This window comes from Micromonospora sp. NPDC048871, from assembly GCF_043198155.1.
Lineage (GTDB): Bacteria > Actinomycetota > Actinomycetes > Mycobacteriales > Micromonosporaceae > Micromonospora.
Map to the genome: position 1 here is coordinate 22,008 of NZ_JBICUM010000011.1, position 18,113 is coordinate 40,120.

Sequence of the window (18,113 nt, forward strand, 5' to 3'; positions counted from 1 at the left end):
TGAGTTCGTGGAACGCCTGTACCGCAGCACCAACAGCTATGCGGACCGCTTGACCGCCGAAGAACTCGCTTGGATCGATGTGGACCTCGGTCTCAACGATCATGTCCTGGGTCTGGCTCGCGCCCACCATCAGATCATCATCACGGGTAACCCCGGTGACGGAAAGACGCACCTCATCGAGCGGCTCAGGCCAGCGTTAGAGGCGGCCGGGGCGGTTGTTCTTACCGATGCCAATGAATTGTCCGATGACAGCATCCTCTCTCGCTGGCGCGACTGCGACCGCGACCGTCGAGCCATGGTGCTAGCTATCAATGAGTGGCCGCTTTTCGTGCTGCGGCGCCATCCGTTGGCTGTCGACTTCGAGCCACTCAAGGCAGCGCTTCGGCAGGTGCAGCAGGCGGTGTCATATGGCCGGGAGCCTGTGAAGGATGTTGAGGGTCCCGTTCGAGTCCTCGACCTTAGCCTGCGAAATGTGCTTGCTGCGCCCATCACACTCGAGGTCATCGCCCGTCTAACCGATGATCGTTTCTACGCCAGCTTGTCGCCAACAGACCCGGCCGTCGTCAACCGCGAGGCATTGCGCCATCCTCAGGTTCGAGAGCGGATCGCCCTCATGCTTGCGGAGGTTGCACGGCGAGGCCACCACGCAACAATGCGGCAGTTGGTCGGCTTCGTGGCGTTCCTGATCGCCGGAGGGGCAACGGCTGCGGTCCGGCTCGCGAGCCAGGGTTCGCACCGATACCACTACGCGCAGCTTGCCTTCGAAGGCGGCGTCGGACCGCTGTTCGATGCTGTCCGGGAGGTTTTCGACCCCGCTGCCGTAACGCACCCCCGGCGCGACACAGAGCTCTGGCAGGGGACCACAAAGGCAGAAGAGTGGATCGGCGGGCTCCGCCCGTCTGCCATACAGCCGATGCCGGCGGATGACCGAGATAACGAGTATCGCGCGCTCAAGCGGCGGTTCTTCTTTGAGCACCGTGACGGTCGGTCGCTTCTCGACCTCTTGCCGAGCGACGAACGCAGCTTCGACAGGCTGGTCACGGACGGTAACGGAGCAGGCGGAGGCGTTGTCCGGCAACTGCTTCTAGCGATCAACAGGTTCTACGAGCCAGACTGCCCCGATAGCGACCGCGAACGCCTCGTCCTCTGGCAAAGCCACCGCTTCGACGTCAGGGCCCCAAGCACGTTCCTCTCCCTGCACGAGGTCCACCATGGCCGATTCGAGGTAGATCCACCCAAGTTGGCTCCGTGGGTGGACGAGTGGTTGCCCGATGAGCAGCGTCTCGTCCGGACCTTTGCCCTCACCGCTACAGACGAGTACGGCGTGGCGGTCGCCAGCCTCTTGGTCGATCGCGCGTTGTACCTAACGCTTACCGAGGCCAGGTGGGGTCTCGGGCGAACGAGTTGGTCGCGGAGCGCAACTCGGCGCATCACACGATTTGTCGACAGCGTGCACAATTCCGTGGGGCCGAGCAAGACAGAAGTTGTCGATGTGCGAATCCGCAACGTGGAGAAGAATATCGAAGCGAGGTTCGAAATTCAGCGTCATCCGGCGAGGTACCGACTGTGATAACGGACCTGAAGACGTTCCTGAATGACCTCTACATCGCCGAGTTCGGACTTGTTCCCACCAACAACTCAATCAAACCTGTGCATGTGGCCAACGGCCTCGGAAGGGCGTTGACGGGACGCGTATATGACTCGGACGCACTAGCCGAATTTCTTCGGCCATCAATCCTGAATCAGAAGACACGCGAGAAAGTCGAGCGCAACCCGAATAGCGTAATCCTTGAGCGTTACGGCGAGGCGATCACCGGTCGCGATGGTGAAGTCATCGATCGAGACTCACTTAGCACGTTGCGGAACCTTGCCGAAGGCGTGCTGGGGACAGACAAGGCCGTATTCGGCGAGGCGGCACGCTCCTCATACACCCTGTCCAACGAAACACTCCTCACCCGTGACCCATCGGATCATCGCTGCGGCATCTTTCTGGCGCGTTTACTGACGGCTGGGCATGAAGCGGCAGCCGCCATCCATATCCGTGAATTACTGTCAACTGACGACGACCCGTGGTCGATGCTGGCAATGCCGATGGCGAAGCTCGCTAAACCGCAGGGCGTTGACACCGCAACTGAAGCCGCAATGCAGCATGCCTATGCCCCCATGATCGTTGATGATGCAAGCACGCCTGTTCTTGCTTCACCTACCCTCACCAATCTTCGCCGCTCCTTTGACCGTCTCGCCCGTTTCGAGCGAACCAGCGGTTCGAAGTTGAATTCCCTTCGAAGGCTGGTGACATTCGCCTGCTTCGCCGTACACGTCCATCTGATCTCCCGTTACTCCGAGGCTGTTGAAGGCGCTCCACGCTCCCCGATCCTGCTCGACATGTTCGATGGCTCCCGCACATCCCTGCGCAATGCATCGCGAGCATCTTTTCGTGCTGCGGGCGACACGATCGAGGCGTTGATGCTGCTTCGTATTCGAGAAAGGCTTCAGCCGCAGGTCAGTGCCCTCGGGGCTGAACAAGTGATCGCAGGCCTCCCCACCAAGGTTCAGGACCGGGTCCGACAGGGCTTCGATGCGTACCGTCACGACGACCAGGTGTCCGAGTTGGAAGCCATTGCTGAGGCGTTCTGGCAAGTTGCCGCGGAAGAGAAGAACCATCCGCGAGGCTTCCTGGCAGACCTTGGGCGCCGCGCTGGTTACCTCACTCCTTGGTCCGTCGCCGGCCGTGGCGGCAAGCAGCAAAAGCGCTATGGGATCAACGCCGAATTCCTCGAAACGCTCGTTGCGGCCACTGTCGATCCAGAAAGGCCGCTCGACTTTCCGGAGTTTCTCGACGAAATTCGCGCGAACTATGGAATAGTAGTCGGACAGCGCTCCGATGACCAGATCGTGCGATGCAATAACCTGGCACAGAAGCCGTTCGGGACGCCAACTTCCGTAAGCGAGGAGGAGTTGCGACTCAACGTCGAGGCATTGCGCAGGGCAATGCTTGAGGCTGGCTACGCGAAGGCGTTCGCCGACGGGCAGACCGTCATCACTACCGACCCAAAGAGTTTGGCGCTGCTATGACGACGATCGACCCTCGGGAACAGTTAGTCAGCGAGCTGCTGTGCCGCAAGGTTATTGAGCTGCACGGATCGGTGGGCGTCCTTGTTCGGGACATCCCGCATTTCGACGCACGCACTGTGCTAGCCCGGCTGAGCGGGATCCTAGACAGGTCCGACTTGCGGGTTGCGTTGCTGTCGAGCGATGCCCTGGCTGTGGCCGCCGAGGTCGGCATGCCGGCAGATAAGTTCACCAACAGCGTCCAGCGAGCCGAGCAGTGGCGTAATGACAGAAGCCTTGAGGCGACGATCGTGGTGATCGCGGCCGGAGATCAGGCCCGGCTTTCATCGCTGCAAGATTTCGCTCCCATCGGCCCAGTCGAGCTCAAGGGTCTACTTATCAGGCAAGCACAGCAGCAGCTCGCTGGCGCCAACGATGTACTCATCAGTTGGTGGAAAAGGCTCGGCGGTGACCGAAACATCTCTTTCGGCCAACTTCTCGACTACTACACCTCATTGCCAGACGGGCCTGACCAGGCGATGGAGTTCAAACTGAAGTCGAGCCGGGAACTTCCGCGCTTGGGCCTGCTGGCAGACCCGAAGCTGTTTGACGACGCGAGCGACCGGGCGGTCGCCAATCGCATTCAGAGGAATCGCGATCTGGTTGGTCGGCTCCAAACGCTGACGGAAAAGGACCGGCGTGCAATCGCCGAGAACATCGCCAAGGAGGCCGATCCGAACCGGCGCGCGGCCCTTCGGCGCAGTCTTCGCCTCCTTCGGCAGCTGCGCCGCGGCGAGTCGGCGGATCAGCTCACCGTCGCTGACGCCGAAGATCTCTTCTCGGTCCGCCGGTGGCAACCCCCGCCCCTGCCAGCAGACCATGACGCGGTACCGCAAACTGGCCCCATCATACCGCCAGATACCAGCACCCAAGGCTCTCACCCCTCGGGCGGCGTCGCGGATGATGGGAGCGGCAATCGGCCGCTCGACACGCCGATTTCGGCCTCGACTGTCGCTGCGGACGCATTGCTTTCCGGTGACGCGTCCCTTCAGGATGATCTCGACGCCGCCGTGGAATCGGCTGCAGGGGTCAGCGAACTCGACAGCGGGGGAACTCCCGTCGGCACGGAACGATGGGAGGACGAGCTTCCCTCCGGGATCATCGTCCAAGGGCAGGTCTCCGGCGAAGTCGTCGACATCGTGACCCGGCTGGTGGGCGTCGGTCGTTACGGGGGCTGGATCGACGGGAACGACGGCGACATCTGGGAGAGAATCCGCGGCTACCGGGGTGAAGATGACCTCAAGGCAGAGTGGACCAGCCAGCAGATCCTTGAATTCCTCGATAGCCTCGACGACGACGCTGGCCGGGAACTACGTGCGCGATTTGAGTCGTTCGACAAGGCTCGAGACAAGATCGTGGGGTATGCGGGTCGTCTGACAGTCGAGCCCCTTGCGGTGGCGGCGGCACGGAATTCAAGGGTCGCGATCTGCGACTACGTCGAGCGGTATCACGACCTATTAACGTGCATCGGCAACACGTACGGGAAGCTGTTTGCGGAGTACACCCAAGATGTCAATCAGGTTATCTCCCAGATCTTGAAGCTTGACACCATTGCCTTTGGGTCTGGCCTGACTACGATCGCGATGCTCACCCCCCTGCATCCCTTGTACCTGTGGCGGTACTCTGAATTCGCGCGCATCGTTGTCGCTCAGCGTGATCGGCTCAGCGCACGCGACCTCCAGTTGGTGAGAGACTCTGCGGGAAAGCTACCTAACTTTCTGACCAGTCTTTGCCTCCCAGATCTGACGCCTGACACGCCACAGGTTCTGCCCCACGTCAGCGACATCGGGCATCTTCCGTACTTCGCGGTTAAGCAAGAACGAAGCGTGGGGCAAGACGGCTATGCGCAAATTCGTCGCATCGTCGAGGCGTTCCTTGAAGCACACCCTCCAGCGCGCCACGGGCTCCGCCTGGCGTTGCTGGACCCGCCCGGCCCAGGGCCCTATCTGAAGCTGTTGACCGACCTGGCGTACAGCGAGAAGATCCAGGGCGCTCACCTCACCGTGCTCTACAAGGGCCGCAACGCTGGAATCCAGTCGCTCGAACTTGATGACGACGACGAGGCGCGGGTAGCGCAACTCTTCCACGCAACCGCAGAGGATCGGCGCTTCAGTTTCGAAGTGCGCGCGCTGCCGGCCGACACGGTGAAGCCACCGGCAGGCATGCTTGCACACGTCCTGGTAGCATTCGACCAATCGGCGGGTATGCAGGATGCGCTCAGCTTCATAGAGCAGCCGGTCCAGCCCCTCGCGATGCCTCAGCGACTTAAGTACCGCGTATTTGCCAAGACTGTGGACCTGGAACCCGCGCCAGGCGGTCCCTTCGCCGCCTATTTCACTGTCGCCCAACTGATTGCCAAGCAGGCGCCCGCCTCACGCCTGGCCGTGCGACAGGATGGCGACGTGCGGGAACGGCTCAAGGCCGTTGCGGCAACGGCTCCGTGGTTCGTCCTGGCCGATCGGCACGTCGACCGAGACCTCATGCTCGGAAAGCTTCAGGTCTTCAGCGGTCGCGATCGCACCCGTGAAGTAGTTGCATTTGCCGACGCCACCGACCCGTTCCGGCGAGCGCTGCGCGAGGTCGTCCGTCAGTACAACACTGCCGTCAGTGACGCTGATCTTGACGAACTCCTACAGGAGTTAACCGAGCTTCTCGACGTGGGCGCTTTGACACTCACGCCTGACTTCGAACGCCAAGTTGACCAGAACCGGACCAAGGGTTTGCTTGGAACGCTCATCGTGGCGCGGTGGTATAAGAAGAACCGGCCCGCGGGTCGCAAGCGTCTGCTCATCAGCCTTGATGACGACATGGCCCGCAGGTGGCTGCACCTTCACGAAGATGCCCGAAGGGCCGACCTGCTCGGGATCGAGTACAGCGAAGAAGGGTGCATCATCACCGTCTTCGAGGTAAAGACGATGCAGGACACCTCGGCTGAGTTTCATATTGATGGTGACACCGCCACGGGGCCGGCGGTCAATCAGGCCCTGTCCACCGGCATGCTGCTTCGTGACGTCTTCAATCCCAACCGGGCGGATGAGCTCATCACAACGCCAGCTCGCCGGGAGATCCTTCGAGCGCACGTGTATCGCGAACTCGCGAAACGCGGCCACGACACCGACGAACGACGTGCTTGGGCAAGCGCCTCGCAACGGCTGTTTGAAGGCGAGGTGCCTTTCACCATCGAGCTGCATCTCGTCGAGGTCTCCATCGGTGTGGACACGGAGTCACTACGACCGCCCAGGCGTGTGAGCGCCCAGACCACCAAAGGTCACACGTTTCCGCTCACCGTGACGCAGCTCAACGAATCCGGCGTAGGCGCGCTTCAGCAGGCCGTCGCGCCCGTACCTGAGGTGCCCAGTCCGCCGGAACAAGAGACGCCACCAAGGGCGGAACCTGACAGCCCTTCGCCTTCTGAAGTAGGGCGACCAGTCTCTGCCTCCGCCGAAACGACCCATGCAAGGTCGTCGTCTAACAGAGTCGCAGCCCCTGAGACCGCGGTAGCAGCGTCGTCGTCTGCTGACCGGCCACGCGCGTTTCTTGGTGAAGCTGCCGGGCAGTACGGCAGGCCGGTTGAGGTCTGGTACGACCCGCAGCGTCCCGACCGTCCGCTGGCCAACGGCCACATTGCAATCACTGGTGAGACAGGCAGTGGCAAAACTCAAGCCACCAAAGCGATCCTGCGCGAACTCATGGCAGCGCCGAACGGTCTGCCGGCCCTGATTCTCGACTTTAAAGATGACTACGCGGGCGCGGAGTACACGCGTACCGAGCAGCTGTCCATGTTCGACGCCAGTATCGGCGGGCTGCCCTTCAACCCGTTGGTACCGCCGACCGATCCCGCCTCCGGCAGGGCAAACCCGATGTCGCACGTGCATCAACTCGTCGGCATCCTCAAGCGGATCTATCGGCTTGGGGATCAGCAGGCATACCACCTGCGAGAGGCAATGAAAGAGACCTATACGATCCTGGGACTCGACGGTAGGGCCTTCACACCAGCATCGGACCAGACCTATCTACCGTTTGACGCCATCCGTGAGGTGCTCGAACGTGAAGGCCATGATGCGCTCATCGGGCGCCTGTCGCCCATCTTTGATCTGGGGTTGTTCGCCGGCGATGGAGACGGTGCCACGCTCGAGCAGTTGCTCGACGGGCGTTCCGTGGTCCGCCTCAGCCAACTGCCCGGCGAGGAGGTCAAGAATGCGGTGGCGGAATTCCTGTTGATGGCCCTCTACAACCAGCTCATCCGACGCCCACAGCCGCGGGTGCTGAAGCGGCTTGTCGTGCTGGACGAGGCATGGCGTCTCGTCCAATCGCCCTTCCTGGAACCTCTCATGCGAGAGGGCCGGGCGTTCGGCGCGGGTGTCGTCATCGCCACGCAGTACCCGAAGGATCTGCCCGATGCAGTGTCTGGCGCTACGGCGACGAGGCTGTTTTTCAGCCAGACCCAGGTCGACCAGGTCCGTGCGGTCCAGAAAGCCCTGGTCGGAAAGACCAGCGGTCCTGAAGCCGAACGCCTGGCCGAGGCAGTAAGAACGATGGCTCCCCTTACCTGCTTTGTGCAGAACGCCCACCAGACGCCGTACACACGAACCTCAGTTCGTCCCTACTACGAGCGCATCATCGATGTTGACCCGGCGCCACACGATCGCCTCTTCTAGGCAGTCAGTACAGTTCCAACTGCTCATGTTCGCCAGCGGCAAGTGGCAAATCGGGCAGTGTGACGCGTGCACCGTGCCTGACCGGTCTGGTTAGGCGGTGCGCCGTGACCGCCTCCAGCACCGCTGGCGACTTGCTGCGTGGGTGGCACCACCGACGCATCCACCATGCGGAGATGGCGTCCACGTCCGCGGTGCTCTTACGACGGCGGAACTTGTAGCTCGGCTCCGCGTCGCTACCGAGTAGGTAGGGCAAGAGGTTGTCCACCAAGCTGATGCCGTAGATGATGCGTTGACGCCCATGCTGCAGCAGGGTATCCGACGGCCACTGCAGGAGGTCGAAGCCGTGGCGGACCTTGCGGAACTTCGGGTTCACCCCTTCGCCAAAGATGCTATTGACCCGCGCACCGCGTGCGGTCTGCTCCGCAAGACGCACCAACGCTCGCACCGATTCCGCCGATAGGTGCGACGTGCCGAACGACTTCGACCGGCCGAGCTGGCGGAACTCGATAGGCGAGAGCCCGCCGAGGACCTCGGGCGGGATCCGGATCCGGTTGTACTGGCTGGCGCCCGAGCCGTAGAGCGAGGTCGTTCCGACGAAAACAAGGTTTGACCGCCGACGGATCGGTCGACCGGCCATTGATGACGCGATCTCACTGGCATAGGTCGAATAGCGCCGGTGGTAGGCCTTGACGACCGTTGGGCTGACCGCCAGCATGCTGACGAGCTTGCCCCCCAGCAGCGCGTTATAGGGAGCGACAGCGCCGCATACGGTGAGATCGGCAATCTCGGTTCCTACTGCATCGGCTTTCGCCCTACGCAGTACGGACATGATCGCCCGCCGGGCCTTCGGGCTGTCGAGCGCGTCGGACAGCCCGGTGCGGCTTGCCTTTGGGTATAGGTAGGGCGCGAGCGCTTGTCGAGCGCTGAGAAGATCGGCCAGTGCCAGGCAACGCTTGCTGCGGAAGAGGTCGGATTCGGCACGTCGACGCCAGCTTTTGACATCGTCGGCGTCGTGAACCTTTTTGAAGTCCGTCGCCTTGACGAACCGATGATGATCTCGACGGCGAGTTTCCGCCTCCTTCAGCAATCGCTCGATTGCATCCGTGGTGGGGTTTTCCCACAGCGTGGGCCAGTACAAGCCGTCTTTAACCAAGTCATCGACATACAGTTCTTCCAACGCTGTCTTCAGTCGGGCGGTAATCCACCGAGCCATCCGCAGAGTCGGGGCGGCGCGCAGGTTTTCAAGGAACACTGCCGGTTGCCAACCGATCCAGTCATCGCGTTCCGCTAGTTGTACGACCGCGCTGCCAAGTGCGGCGATTCCGATTACCGGGTGGAATGGGGCTGCACGGTCCCGAATTATAACCATCATGGTGCGCCCGGGAGTGCTCGTGTACTGATTAGACCAGGTGTGACGAAAGTACCGCCAAATGTCCATGAGCCTGAAACCAGTCTGCATGCAGCGCTCACTACTGGACACTACCTGTACGTACGGGTCGATCACCCCGCGCAACCGAGCAAGATCCGCGTCGCCGTCGATCTCGAGGGCCTGAAGAGCCGTCGAAAGTTCCTTGCCATCTCTCATGAGGCTGAAGATCGATACGAACTTGCCCTCGAACTCCCGCGGCTTCTCCATAGCGGCGATGAAGCGGCGCACCGACGGGATGGAAAGCTGCTCATCTCGCTTGATGAGTTCCTGCCGCCGTACTCGATTCTTCTCCTCAACCGGATCGGCGACTCCAAGCGGCGGAGCGATGGCCACCTGGTGGTCATCGACCCGCACGTTCCAGCCTTGGCCGACAAGATCAATCAGAACGTGGGTAGCGGCGGTGAGCGCGGCGTTGTCCTTCGCGAGGCAACGTTCCCGTGCGGCCTGGCGTGCCGAAGCGTCATCGGTTGCCAGCGCGCGACCAAGTGCCGCAAAGGCCCGCCGCTCAGCGGGTTGACACCCTGGCGGGCAGGGGAGCGAGTACCACATCTCGATCATGCTAGGCATTCATGAAGGTGGCGAGTACGTCGGCCCACATCTGGCGCAGCGTCTGTGCATGCCCCCGCTCGGCGCCTCGCCGCAGCGTTGCCTCAGCGCGGGCGGAGGCCAGAAGTGTGAGAGCAACTTGACGAGCAAGATCGTGGTCTCTGCCTAGTTCACTCATCGCGAGCGGACCATATAGATCGCGATACCAGGGATGTTTCGTGTTGAGTAACACGATGATCTGCCGATCTCGCACGACGACCTCAAATGCGCCCATCGTGGGCAACTCCGCAGCTGCGATCTGGTACGGCGCCTCGTGCCGGCTCAGGCTATCCACCAAGTCTTTGAGTTCGTCAGGGATGGGCCGGCGCCCGCGCGGCAAGGATGGCAGTGAGGCCTCAGCCCGCGCCGCCTGCCGTTCCGCCGCGCTCAGCGGTTCTGCGGCCTTGACGAGCATGAATTGGTTTCGGGCGCGACCGTTTAGCGCGCGAGCGATCGTTTCCAGATCCGGTGAGATAACATCCAAAAGTTCCGGTCGCGGTGATATTGCCTGCTTGGCGTGGGTGATCCCAAACAGTTCGTCGAGGACTGGATCGAACCTAATCTCGCACCGCCACCAGTCATCGTAGTTCTCGCGACGTTTACCGCCCATGAAGAACCACCCGCGGTCGATTTCGCGGCCCGCGCGGACGATAGAGACCGGCGGGCCAGCCGTAACGCCCATCGTCCGCTTCTCCTCCGTCGACAACCCGTGCCAGCGATCAATCGGAAGTTCACTAAAAGTGACCGACATCGTGCCGGTCGTGGAACCTACCGGGATCTCGTAAAGGAGATCATCGCCAAACTGTCTACCGCCGGTGATCTTCGACCCAGGTTGCAGACACAAAGGATCGTTTGCTACCACAGGTTGCCCGTTCACCTGGAGGCTGACGCCGTCGGCAAGGAAGTGTCGGTAGATTCGCCCTAGATCGTCCTTGAGCCTCCGGACGAGCGCAGAAGAACGTTTGTATTCCACCCTGTCGCAGCGCGTCAGGCGCACCACTGTACCGGAGCCGGTCTTGGGCACAAACGCTGGCCGGTCGATGTGCTCGACCGGAGGCAGCGCAGCATCACCAGCGTGCACCAGTTCGTCGATGTCTAGCCTCGACCAGAGGACACCGACACCAGGCCGCCAGGTGTAGACCTCAACGCGCCGGCTTCGGCTGAGCGCACCGTTCGGCAGCCCCATGCCGTAGCGCCCCAGCGACCTCCGGTCGTTGAACCGGCTCGTCCCGCCGAAGGTCAGCGCCTCCGCGAGTGTCTCCGCGTCCATGCCCACGCCGTCGTCGACGACCATGATCTCAATTTGCCGGTCGGGGCTCCGGGTGGCAGCAACCTCAACCGTGACCTGCCGCGCTCCGGCCTGCAGGGAGTTGTCGATCAACTCCGCGATCGCCAGTCCGGTCGTCTTGTACCCAGTGTCGCGGGTTGCGAAGAGGAAGTTGGCGGGGTTTACGAGCCGAGGCCGAACGACTGAACCGCTGTCGACCTGCGTCGCCATTAGTAACGCCACCTCCTGCCGGCCCGATCGCCGGGTGCGTGATCGTACATTGCCAACTCAAAATGCGATAGACATGTTTTAGACGCGTTTCTCGGCGATAGACTACCTCGGTGTCCGGAGCAGGTACATGACCACGCGGCGACGAATCAGCGCCGATACGCCACTGCCTGAATGCCCCGAGAAGCGCATCGGCCTTTCGTTGCCAGCGCCGATTAGCGATCGACTTGACGATCTCGTAACGCTCGCTGAAGAGGCTGGCGAACGGACAAATCGCAAAGAGCTCGTCGCCTCGTTGATCCTCGCGGCGCCCCCGGTAGGCGAGGACGTGGCGCTTCTGCTGCACGCCTACCGGCGGGCCAAGGCCCGGGCTGCACGGCTCAGTGGTAGTAGCGACGAACCAACTGTCCCGATCCGCTCTCACCGCCCCGGGCCACGCCCGCGCCGCCGGCTCTGACTGAGTGGCTGCCTCCCGTCGCGTTCGATGCGTGCTTCGAAGCAGGTGCGCGGCCCGTGCGGTGTCTGGATCTTCGCCTTGTGCTTGGCCGCCATCTTCGACACCGTCGAGCGGTGCTTGCCTGCCAGGGTCTTGAGCATGGAGGTCTCCATGACCCAGCGCAGCCGGTGGAGCCGGTGGAGCCGGGAGATGTCCCCGGCGAGCAGGTAGTACTGGACGATGCCCCGGTAGATGGCCCCGTAGGTGGCGACGATGGTGTGGTCGCTGCCGTTGGTCAGGGCCTTCTGCTTGGCTGGTTTGCCGCGGAGCAGGGGGCCGATTTAGCCATGATCACGTCCAAGGGGACACGTAGGGCGACTTGGCCGTTGACGCGTCGGTAACGGCCGGTCTTCTTCGTGTCGTCGTGCTGGACGGTGATCTCGTAGCCGAGGAAGCGGGCCGCGCCTGTGCGGGCGTGGGTGATCAGCGTCTTGTCCTGGGAGAGTTCGAGCTTGAGGTCGTCGCGCAGGAACTCGGCCAGGCGCTGTTTGATCTCTTCGGCTTCGGCCTTCGGGCCAGTGAACCCGAGCAGATGGTCGTCTGCGTACCTGCAATACCGCAACCGCCGGTATCCCGGGTCGTCCGGGTCGGCGCTGGGCAGGCTGACCATCCGCCGCCGCAATGCCCGCGCCAACGGGCGGTCACCACGTCGCCGGACCTTGGCCAACTTGTTTGCAGGTCGAGGTAGGCAGGGTTACGCACCCGGCGTCCCCCTCGGGTGTACTCCGAAATCAGGACTGTCTCGACGAACTGGTCCAGTTTGTGCAGGTAGATCGAGGACAGGATCGGTGATGCCACTCCGCACTGGGGAGCCCCGGACAGAGTCGCGCCCCACTTCCAGTCCTCCAGGTATCCGGCCGTGAGCATGTTACGCACCAGCCGCAGGAACCGGTTGTTGTGGATCTTCTCCGACAGGATGGTGAGCATCAGGTCGTGATCAAGCGACCCGAAACAGTCGGCGATGTCTCCCTCGATGAACCAGGCCGTTCCGGTCCAGGTATTGGGGCTCTTAGAAGTTAAGCGGGGTTGAGGTGTCCCCGCGGTGGCGGCGGGTGGTAGCGGCGCGGGCGTGGAGGCGTTGGTTTTCCGGGTTGCGGAATCCGTAGGCGTTGCGGGCGAGGGTTTTGATGACGCGGTTGGTGCCTTCTGAGCCGGCGTTGGTGATGCCGGTGTGTAGGAACGCGAGGATTTCTGGCCACCAGGTCTCGATCGTTGGTGGCGAGGCGGTGTAGTTCTGGCAGGTTGGTGGCGGTACCAGTCAGCAAGCCGCTGACGACGAAAGCTGGTCGCCCCACGAGCCGTACGTCAAAGTTACCCCGCTGGCTCGGCTGCTGGTGCCTGGAGCGTGAGGTCCGGCGGCTGAGTTGAGGAACAGTCCTGGTCACAGTTGGCCCAGGCGACGGTGCCGAATCCGGGGCAGGACCTGGTGCGGCGATGTTGCGGGCGGTGGTGCATCCAGAGCGCCACGTCCAGAACTCCCAGGATGCTGATGGTGGCAGGGATGGCGGCGTCGGAGCGCAGGCGAGCTAGTTCTTCGCGTAGTACGCCATGGCTCGCGGAGAGCCGACAGTGCATCTGGAGCCACACGTGGTCGGGTCTGCCGAGTAGGCATGCGATGACCTGGTCGTAGACGGGGATGAGGTGGGGGCGTTTGCGGGCCATGAGCTTGCCGGCGATGACGTAGTCGATTCCGGGCTGTTCGTCGAGTAGGTGCCAGGCCTGGTCTGCGGCCTGTCCGTCTGCGACAAGTTCGTCAGCGTTGTCGGTGCCCAACTCGACATTGGTGGGGATCGCGGCGAGCATTTCCCCGATCCGCCCGCCGAGTTCTCCTTCGAGTAGGCCGATTGCGGTCTCCGTCGGGACGGTGACCGACAACGTCTGGACTGCCACGAGATCGTCCGCGGTGATCACGTTGCGCGTGTCGGGGCGGTCGCCGCCTCCTGCGAGGGATTCGAACCTGCGTCCGCTGTACAGGCGAGGCCCGTTGTCGTCGAAGTAGGCCCTCAGGTTCCTGACCGCGGACTCGGCGCGGACGATATCTAGCAGGGCGTCGGTCATGCGGCGCATCGTATCGATCGGCGCAAGCGGTTCCCTGGCCTCGGGAGCGGGGTTCGGTATGAGTCGGGAAGGCGCCGCCCTAACGGTCGCGGGGTGTGTTTGAGGCGTGACGTGAATGTGATCCTCATGTTTGACTGTCGGGTATGCGTGCGGGTCAGGCGCGGCTGGCGATCGATTGTGGAAGCGCCACGACGACCGCGGTGCTGGCGTGGCCGGATGGGTCGTGGTCGCCGTTGTTGTTCGATGGCGAGCCGGGCCTGCCGAGTGCGGTGTTCGTCGCCGACGGCGGGACTGTTCTGACGGGGCAGCGGGCGTGGCAGGCCGCTCCGGCTGACCCGGGTCGGTTCGTTCCTCTCCCCCGGCGTCCTGCTGATGACCGGCTGGTGGTGGCCGGTGGTGAGGTGGCGCCGGCGGATCTGGTGGCGGCAACGTTGCGGCGGGTCGTCGATGAGGCCCGTGTGGTGGCGGGCGGTCCGGTGGAGGATGTGCGGTTGGTGGTGCCGGCGGGGTGGGGGCCGCGGCGGCGGACGTGGTTGCGGCATGCCGCGCACCGTGCGGGTCTACCGCAGCCACGGTTGGTGGAGGCTCCGGTGGCGGTGGCCTGCCACCTGCTCGCCGTAGGGGTGCCACTGCCGGTGGGTTCCGTTGTCGTGGTGTGTGATCTCGGGGGCGGCGCTGAGGTGAGTGTGGTGCGGCGCGGTCCGGTCGGGTTCGAGGTCCTGGCCACGCTCGCCGATGTCGACGCGGGTGGTGACGCCATCGACCGGGCTTTGGCCGCTGTTCTGCCGGAGGCGGGGTCACCGTCGGACGGGTGGGTTTTGGCGGCTAGTGTGCGGGCGGCGAAACATGCCCTGTCCGAGCATGCGGCGGTGACGGTGCCTGTGCCGGCGGGGCCGGCGGTGGTGCTCAACAGTGTCGTGTTGGAGCAGGCGGCTCGTCCGGTGCTGTCCCGGGCGGCGGGTCTGGTCCGTGATGTGGTGGCTGCGGCGGAGGTCGATCCGGCCAGCATTTCCGGGTTGTGGTGTGCGGGTGGTGCGGCGAGGATGCCGCTGGTCGCCGAGGTGATGTCCACGGAGACGGGGTTCGCGCCGCTGCTGGTGCGGGATCCTCTGCTGGCCGCCGCTGCGGGTGCGGCGGATGCGGGTGGGCGCAGTCTGGAGCAGGTGTCGGAGGTTGTGTCGGAGCCGGTGCCGCCGATCCGGCGGGCGGTGGAGATCGCGGTGCCGGGGTTCGCGTCGTTGGCGCTGGTGACGCACATGCTGCTGACCCCGATCTGGAACAGCGGCCATCTGCGTCCGTGGGCGATGCTCAATTGGGGTGAGTTGGCGATGGCGGCGGTGTTCGCCGTGCTCGCCTGTCTGGGTGCGGGTACGGTGCTCGGCTCGTCGCTCGCCGCGCGTACCGACACGGGGGTGCCGTTGTCGCCGCGTGCGCAGGTCGCCACTGGCATTGTGACCGCGGCGTGGCTGGGTGTGGCCGTGGCCGGCATGTACGCGGTGGTGGGTAGTCAGTACATCGGTACGCAGTTGGGCCCGTTCCTGCGGTGGGCTCTACTGCCCACCGTTCCGTTGTTGGTGGTGGCGGCCGTGTTGGCGCTGATCGCCGCCCGGCAGTGGCGTAGTCCGCGTGGCGGCTGGTCGGAGTTCCTGGCTTTTCCCGTGTCGTCGGTGGTCGCGGCCACCGCCGGGATGCTGGTGATCCAGTGGTCGGTGACCGCGCCTCGGATGCAGGACATGATCGTGTGGCTGGATTTGGCTGGTCGTGTCGGTGGTCTGCTGATGGGTGTCGGTGTGATCACCGCGTTGGTGTCCCGTCTGGCGCTGCGTCTGGTTCTGGGTGCTCCGTTCGCGATCCTCCTGGCCGCGCTGGTCAGTCACCGCACCACGGGGATCCTCGCGGTCATCTACACCATCGCGGTGACGATGTGGTGGTTGCGCCGGTTGTGGTCGCGCATCATCCATCCCGGCCCCACTGCCGGCCGACCTGCGGCGTTCCCGCCGGGACCGCCTGCGGTCGGGCCGGGTCGGGTGGGGTGAGCTGATGTGGTGGCCGCGGCGGCTCGCGTCGGCGCTGATGGTCGTTGTCCTGCTGGTCGGTCCGCCGCTGCTGCTCGTACGGCTGGTCGGCTGGCCGGCGATGGGTGGTCCTCGTGTGGCGATCTGGGGGTGGGTTCGTGATCCGCTGACCGAGCAGAACCTGGTTCTGATGGTGGTGGTGCTGGCCTGGGCGTTGTGGGCCTTCGTCGCCTACACCGTCACCGTGCGGACGGCGGTGCGGTTGTGGGCTGGTGTCCGGTGGCTGCGTCGCCTGCCGCTGCCTACGCCGTGGCAGGCCACCGCGACGGGTATGGCCGGTGCCGCCGCCCTGACCATTGCGACCCCCACCACCCTTACCAGTGGCCCCGAGCATCCCGCGACGGCGGTGGGTGCCGGCGACATTCACGACCGGGACGACGTTGAGCAGGCCGCGAGTAGCGATGGGGTGGTCGTGGTGGGCGGGTGGCTGCCCCGTGCGGTCGCCGACCAGGTGGGCGTGGCGGTGGGGTTGCTGTGGCTGCGTCGCCGTCTGGCCTACCGCCCCCGCCGGGCGAGTGAGGACGCGGATGATCTGGCGCCGCTACCGGCCACCGTGGCTGCCATCCAGACCATCACCACCGTCCGTCCCGACTCACCTCCACCACAGCCGTCGGCGGTGGTGGGGGTTCTGCCGCCGGGGTTCCCGCCTACCGGGGTGGGGTTGAGCGGGCCGGGCGCGTTGGCAGCTGCCCGTGGGCTGCTGGTCACGGTTCTTCTGGCCGCGTTACGCCAGGACACCGCCCGGTTGGTGATCACCCGCCGCGCGGCGCAGGTGTTGCTCGGGCCTGCGGCAGCCGGCCTCCGTCCCGGGTCGGGGCTGTGGATCGCCGACACCGTCACGCACGCCACCACCCTGGCGGCCGCCGCACCACCGGCGACGCCCTCCTTGCCGGGCGGGCGGTCGGTGCTGATCCTCGACGGGCCGCCCCCGGACACGCTCGTCACCGAGGTGGCGACCGTGGTCGTGCTGGCCGACTGGCCACGAGCGACGACCTGGGATGTGGCGGCCGATGGCCACACCCGGGCCCTCGACACGATGGCGTCTGGCCCGCGGGTGTGCGTGCTGGACCCGGTCGCCGCGGCGGATCTGCTCACCGTCACCGGTCACCTCCATCCACCTGTCCGCGACGCCCGACCTCAGCCGATACCGCACGCTCGGATACCCCGCCAACCAGGTCCGCGCCCCGACGGCGGAGAGGTGGGTCGGCGGTTGCGGGCGCAGGTGTTGGGTGAACCGATGCTGCTCTGCGACGGCACACCTCTGCCGCTGCGGCGCACCGCGGCCCGACAGGCCCTGGTCTTCCTGGCCGTGCACGCCGACGGCGTCGACAGCCACGTCATGGCCGAAGCCCTCTGGCCAGGGCTGCCCGCGCACCGGCTCACCGGACGCCTCTACACCACCCTCAGCGAGCTCCGCACCGCCGTACGCGCCGCCACCGGCCTACCCCTGATCGACCGGACCGGTGACCGCTACCGCCTGCACCCCGACCATGTCGACGTCGACCTGTGGCATCTGCGCGCCGCTGCGGCCCACGCGGCATCTGTTCTCACCGACCCGGCCATGGCGTGGCGGGCGGTCATTGATGTCTACACCGGGGACCTCGCCGCCGGGCACAGCTGGCCCTGGCTCGACGCGTACCGGGAAACCGCCCGCCGCCTGGTCCTTGACGCCTACACCGCCCTGGCCGACACCGAACCCGACCCCCGACGCGCCCTCGCCCACCTCCAGGACGGCATCCGCGTCGACCCGTACAACGCCGACCTGCACCAGCGAGCCGTAAGCGTCCTCGCCGCCTTGGGTGAGCACACGGCCGCCGCCGACCTGACCGAGCGGTACAAGCGGGGTCTCATCGCCGCCGGCCTCAACCCCGACCACGTCCTCCAGATCGCGCTCCTACACGGCCGCACCACCTGAGCGGACTCCGCCGCTGCGGCAGGAATCTCGGAAGAACGAGGGCGCTCGGCGAGCGGCGGGCCGTCGGTAGCGGATACCCGGCGACCGACAGTCCGCCGTTGGTGGCAGGGCGGCCTGTTGGCACCCCGGACCGTGACGGGCACCGCGAGCCGCGCCCGCGCGGGGTGTGCTGTCTGACCTGCGGCTGTGAGGTCGTGTTAGACGGTGTCAGGTTCTGTTAGCCGCTGAACCGGGTCGATCCCGTCGCGTCGCTCCTACGGTCTGTGTCACCGCATGGCCGGCACATGCCGG

The 18,113-nt window shown here is 64.6% G+C and carries 11 protein-coding genes; 5 read left to right on the forward strand and 6 right to left on the reverse strand.

Annotated elements, in window-relative coordinates; translation table 11 throughout:
- The first annotated feature begins 7 nt into the window (after nt 1-7).
- Genes ACGFIK_RS21650 through ACGFIK_RS21660 form a run of 3 tightly spaced genes read left to right on the forward strand, consistent with a single transcriptional unit; the run spans nt 8 to nt 7,769 of the window.
- Nucleotides 8-1,570 (forward strand): hypothetical protein, encoded by a 1,563-nt coding sequence (locus ACGFIK_RS21650; RefSeq protein ID WP_393340911.1) that lies wholly within the window; start codon nt 8-10, stop codon nt 1,568-1,570.
- Nucleotides 1,567-3,075 (forward strand): hypothetical protein, encoded by a 1,509-nt coding sequence (locus tag ACGFIK_RS21655; protein WP_393340914.1) that lies wholly within the window; start codon nt 1,567-1,569, stop codon nt 3,073-3,075. The genes ACGFIK_RS21650 and ACGFIK_RS21655 overlap by 4 nt, the downstream gene beginning before the upstream one ends.
- Nucleotides 3,072-7,769, forward strand: coding sequence for an ATP-binding protein (locus ACGFIK_RS21660; RefSeq protein ID WP_393340917.1), 4,698 nt, complete (start codon nt 3,072-3,074; stop codon nt 7,767-7,769). The genes ACGFIK_RS21655 and ACGFIK_RS21660 overlap by 4 nt, the downstream gene beginning before the upstream one ends.
- A gap of 4 nt (nt 7,770-7,773) precedes the next feature.
- Here the strand turns inward: ACGFIK_RS21660 and ACGFIK_RS21665 are convergent, their stop codons facing one another.
- The 6 genes from ACGFIK_RS21665 to ACGFIK_RS21690 all read right to left on the reverse strand — a co-directional run bounded on the left by ACGFIK_RS21665 (nt 7,774) and on the right by ACGFIK_RS21690 (nt 13,832).
- The gene (locus ACGFIK_RS21665; RefSeq protein WP_393340919.1) at nt 7,774-9,756 is read right to left on the reverse strand and encodes a Druantia anti-phage system protein DruA; all 1,983 of its coding nucleotides are present in this window, start codon (nt 9,754-9,756) and stop codon (nt 7,774-7,776) included.
- Between the two features lies 1 nt (nt 9,757).
- Nucleotides 9,758-11,281, reverse strand: coding sequence for an ATP-binding protein (locus ACGFIK_RS21670; RefSeq protein WP_393340921.1), 1,524 nt, complete (start codon nt 11,279-11,281; stop codon nt 9,758-9,760).
- 417 nt (nt 11,282-11,698) lie between these two features.
- Entirely contained in the window at nt 11,699-12,055 is a 357-nt protein-coding gene (locus ACGFIK_RS21675; protein ID WP_393341119.1) for a group II intron reverse transcriptase/maturase, read from the reverse strand.
- Nucleotides 12,010-12,384: a reverse transcriptase domain-containing protein gene (locus tag ACGFIK_RS21680; protein WP_393340923.1), complete on the reverse strand. Its 375-nt coding sequence runs from the start codon at nt 12,382-12,384 to the stop codon at nt 12,010-12,012. Before ACGFIK_RS21680 ends, ACGFIK_RS21675 begins: the two co-directional genes overlap by 46 nt.
- Nucleotides 12,385-12,783: 399 nt before the next feature.
- Nucleotides 12,784-13,032: a transposase gene (locus ACGFIK_RS21685; RefSeq protein WP_393341122.1), complete on the reverse strand. Its 249-nt coding sequence runs from the start codon at nt 13,030-13,032 to the stop codon at nt 12,784-12,786.
- A 53-nt stretch (nt 13,033-13,085) separates the two neighbouring features.
- Nucleotides 13,086-13,832: a DUF6308 family protein gene (locus ACGFIK_RS21690; RefSeq protein WP_393340926.1), complete on the reverse strand. Its 747-nt coding sequence runs from the start codon at nt 13,830-13,832 to the stop codon at nt 13,086-13,088.
- Nucleotides 13,833-13,975: 143 nt separating this feature from the next.
- On the opposite strand from ACGFIK_RS21690, the gene ACGFIK_RS21695 reads away from it, so the two are divergent.
- Both ACGFIK_RS21695 and ACGFIK_RS21700 read left to right on the forward strand, forming a co-directional pair.
- Nucleotides 13,976-15,868, forward strand: a complete 1,893-nt coding sequence (locus ACGFIK_RS21695) for an Hsp70 family protein (RefSeq protein WP_393340929.1) — start codon at nt 13,976-13,978, stop codon at nt 15,866-15,868.
- A gap of 37 nt (nt 15,869-15,905) precedes the next feature.
- Complete coding sequence (locus ACGFIK_RS21700; protein WP_393340931.1) at nt 15,906-17,822, forward strand: hypothetical protein; 1,917 nt, start codon at nt 15,906-15,908, stop codon at nt 17,820-17,822.
- The last annotated feature ends 291 nt before the right edge of the window (nt 17,823-18,113 follow it).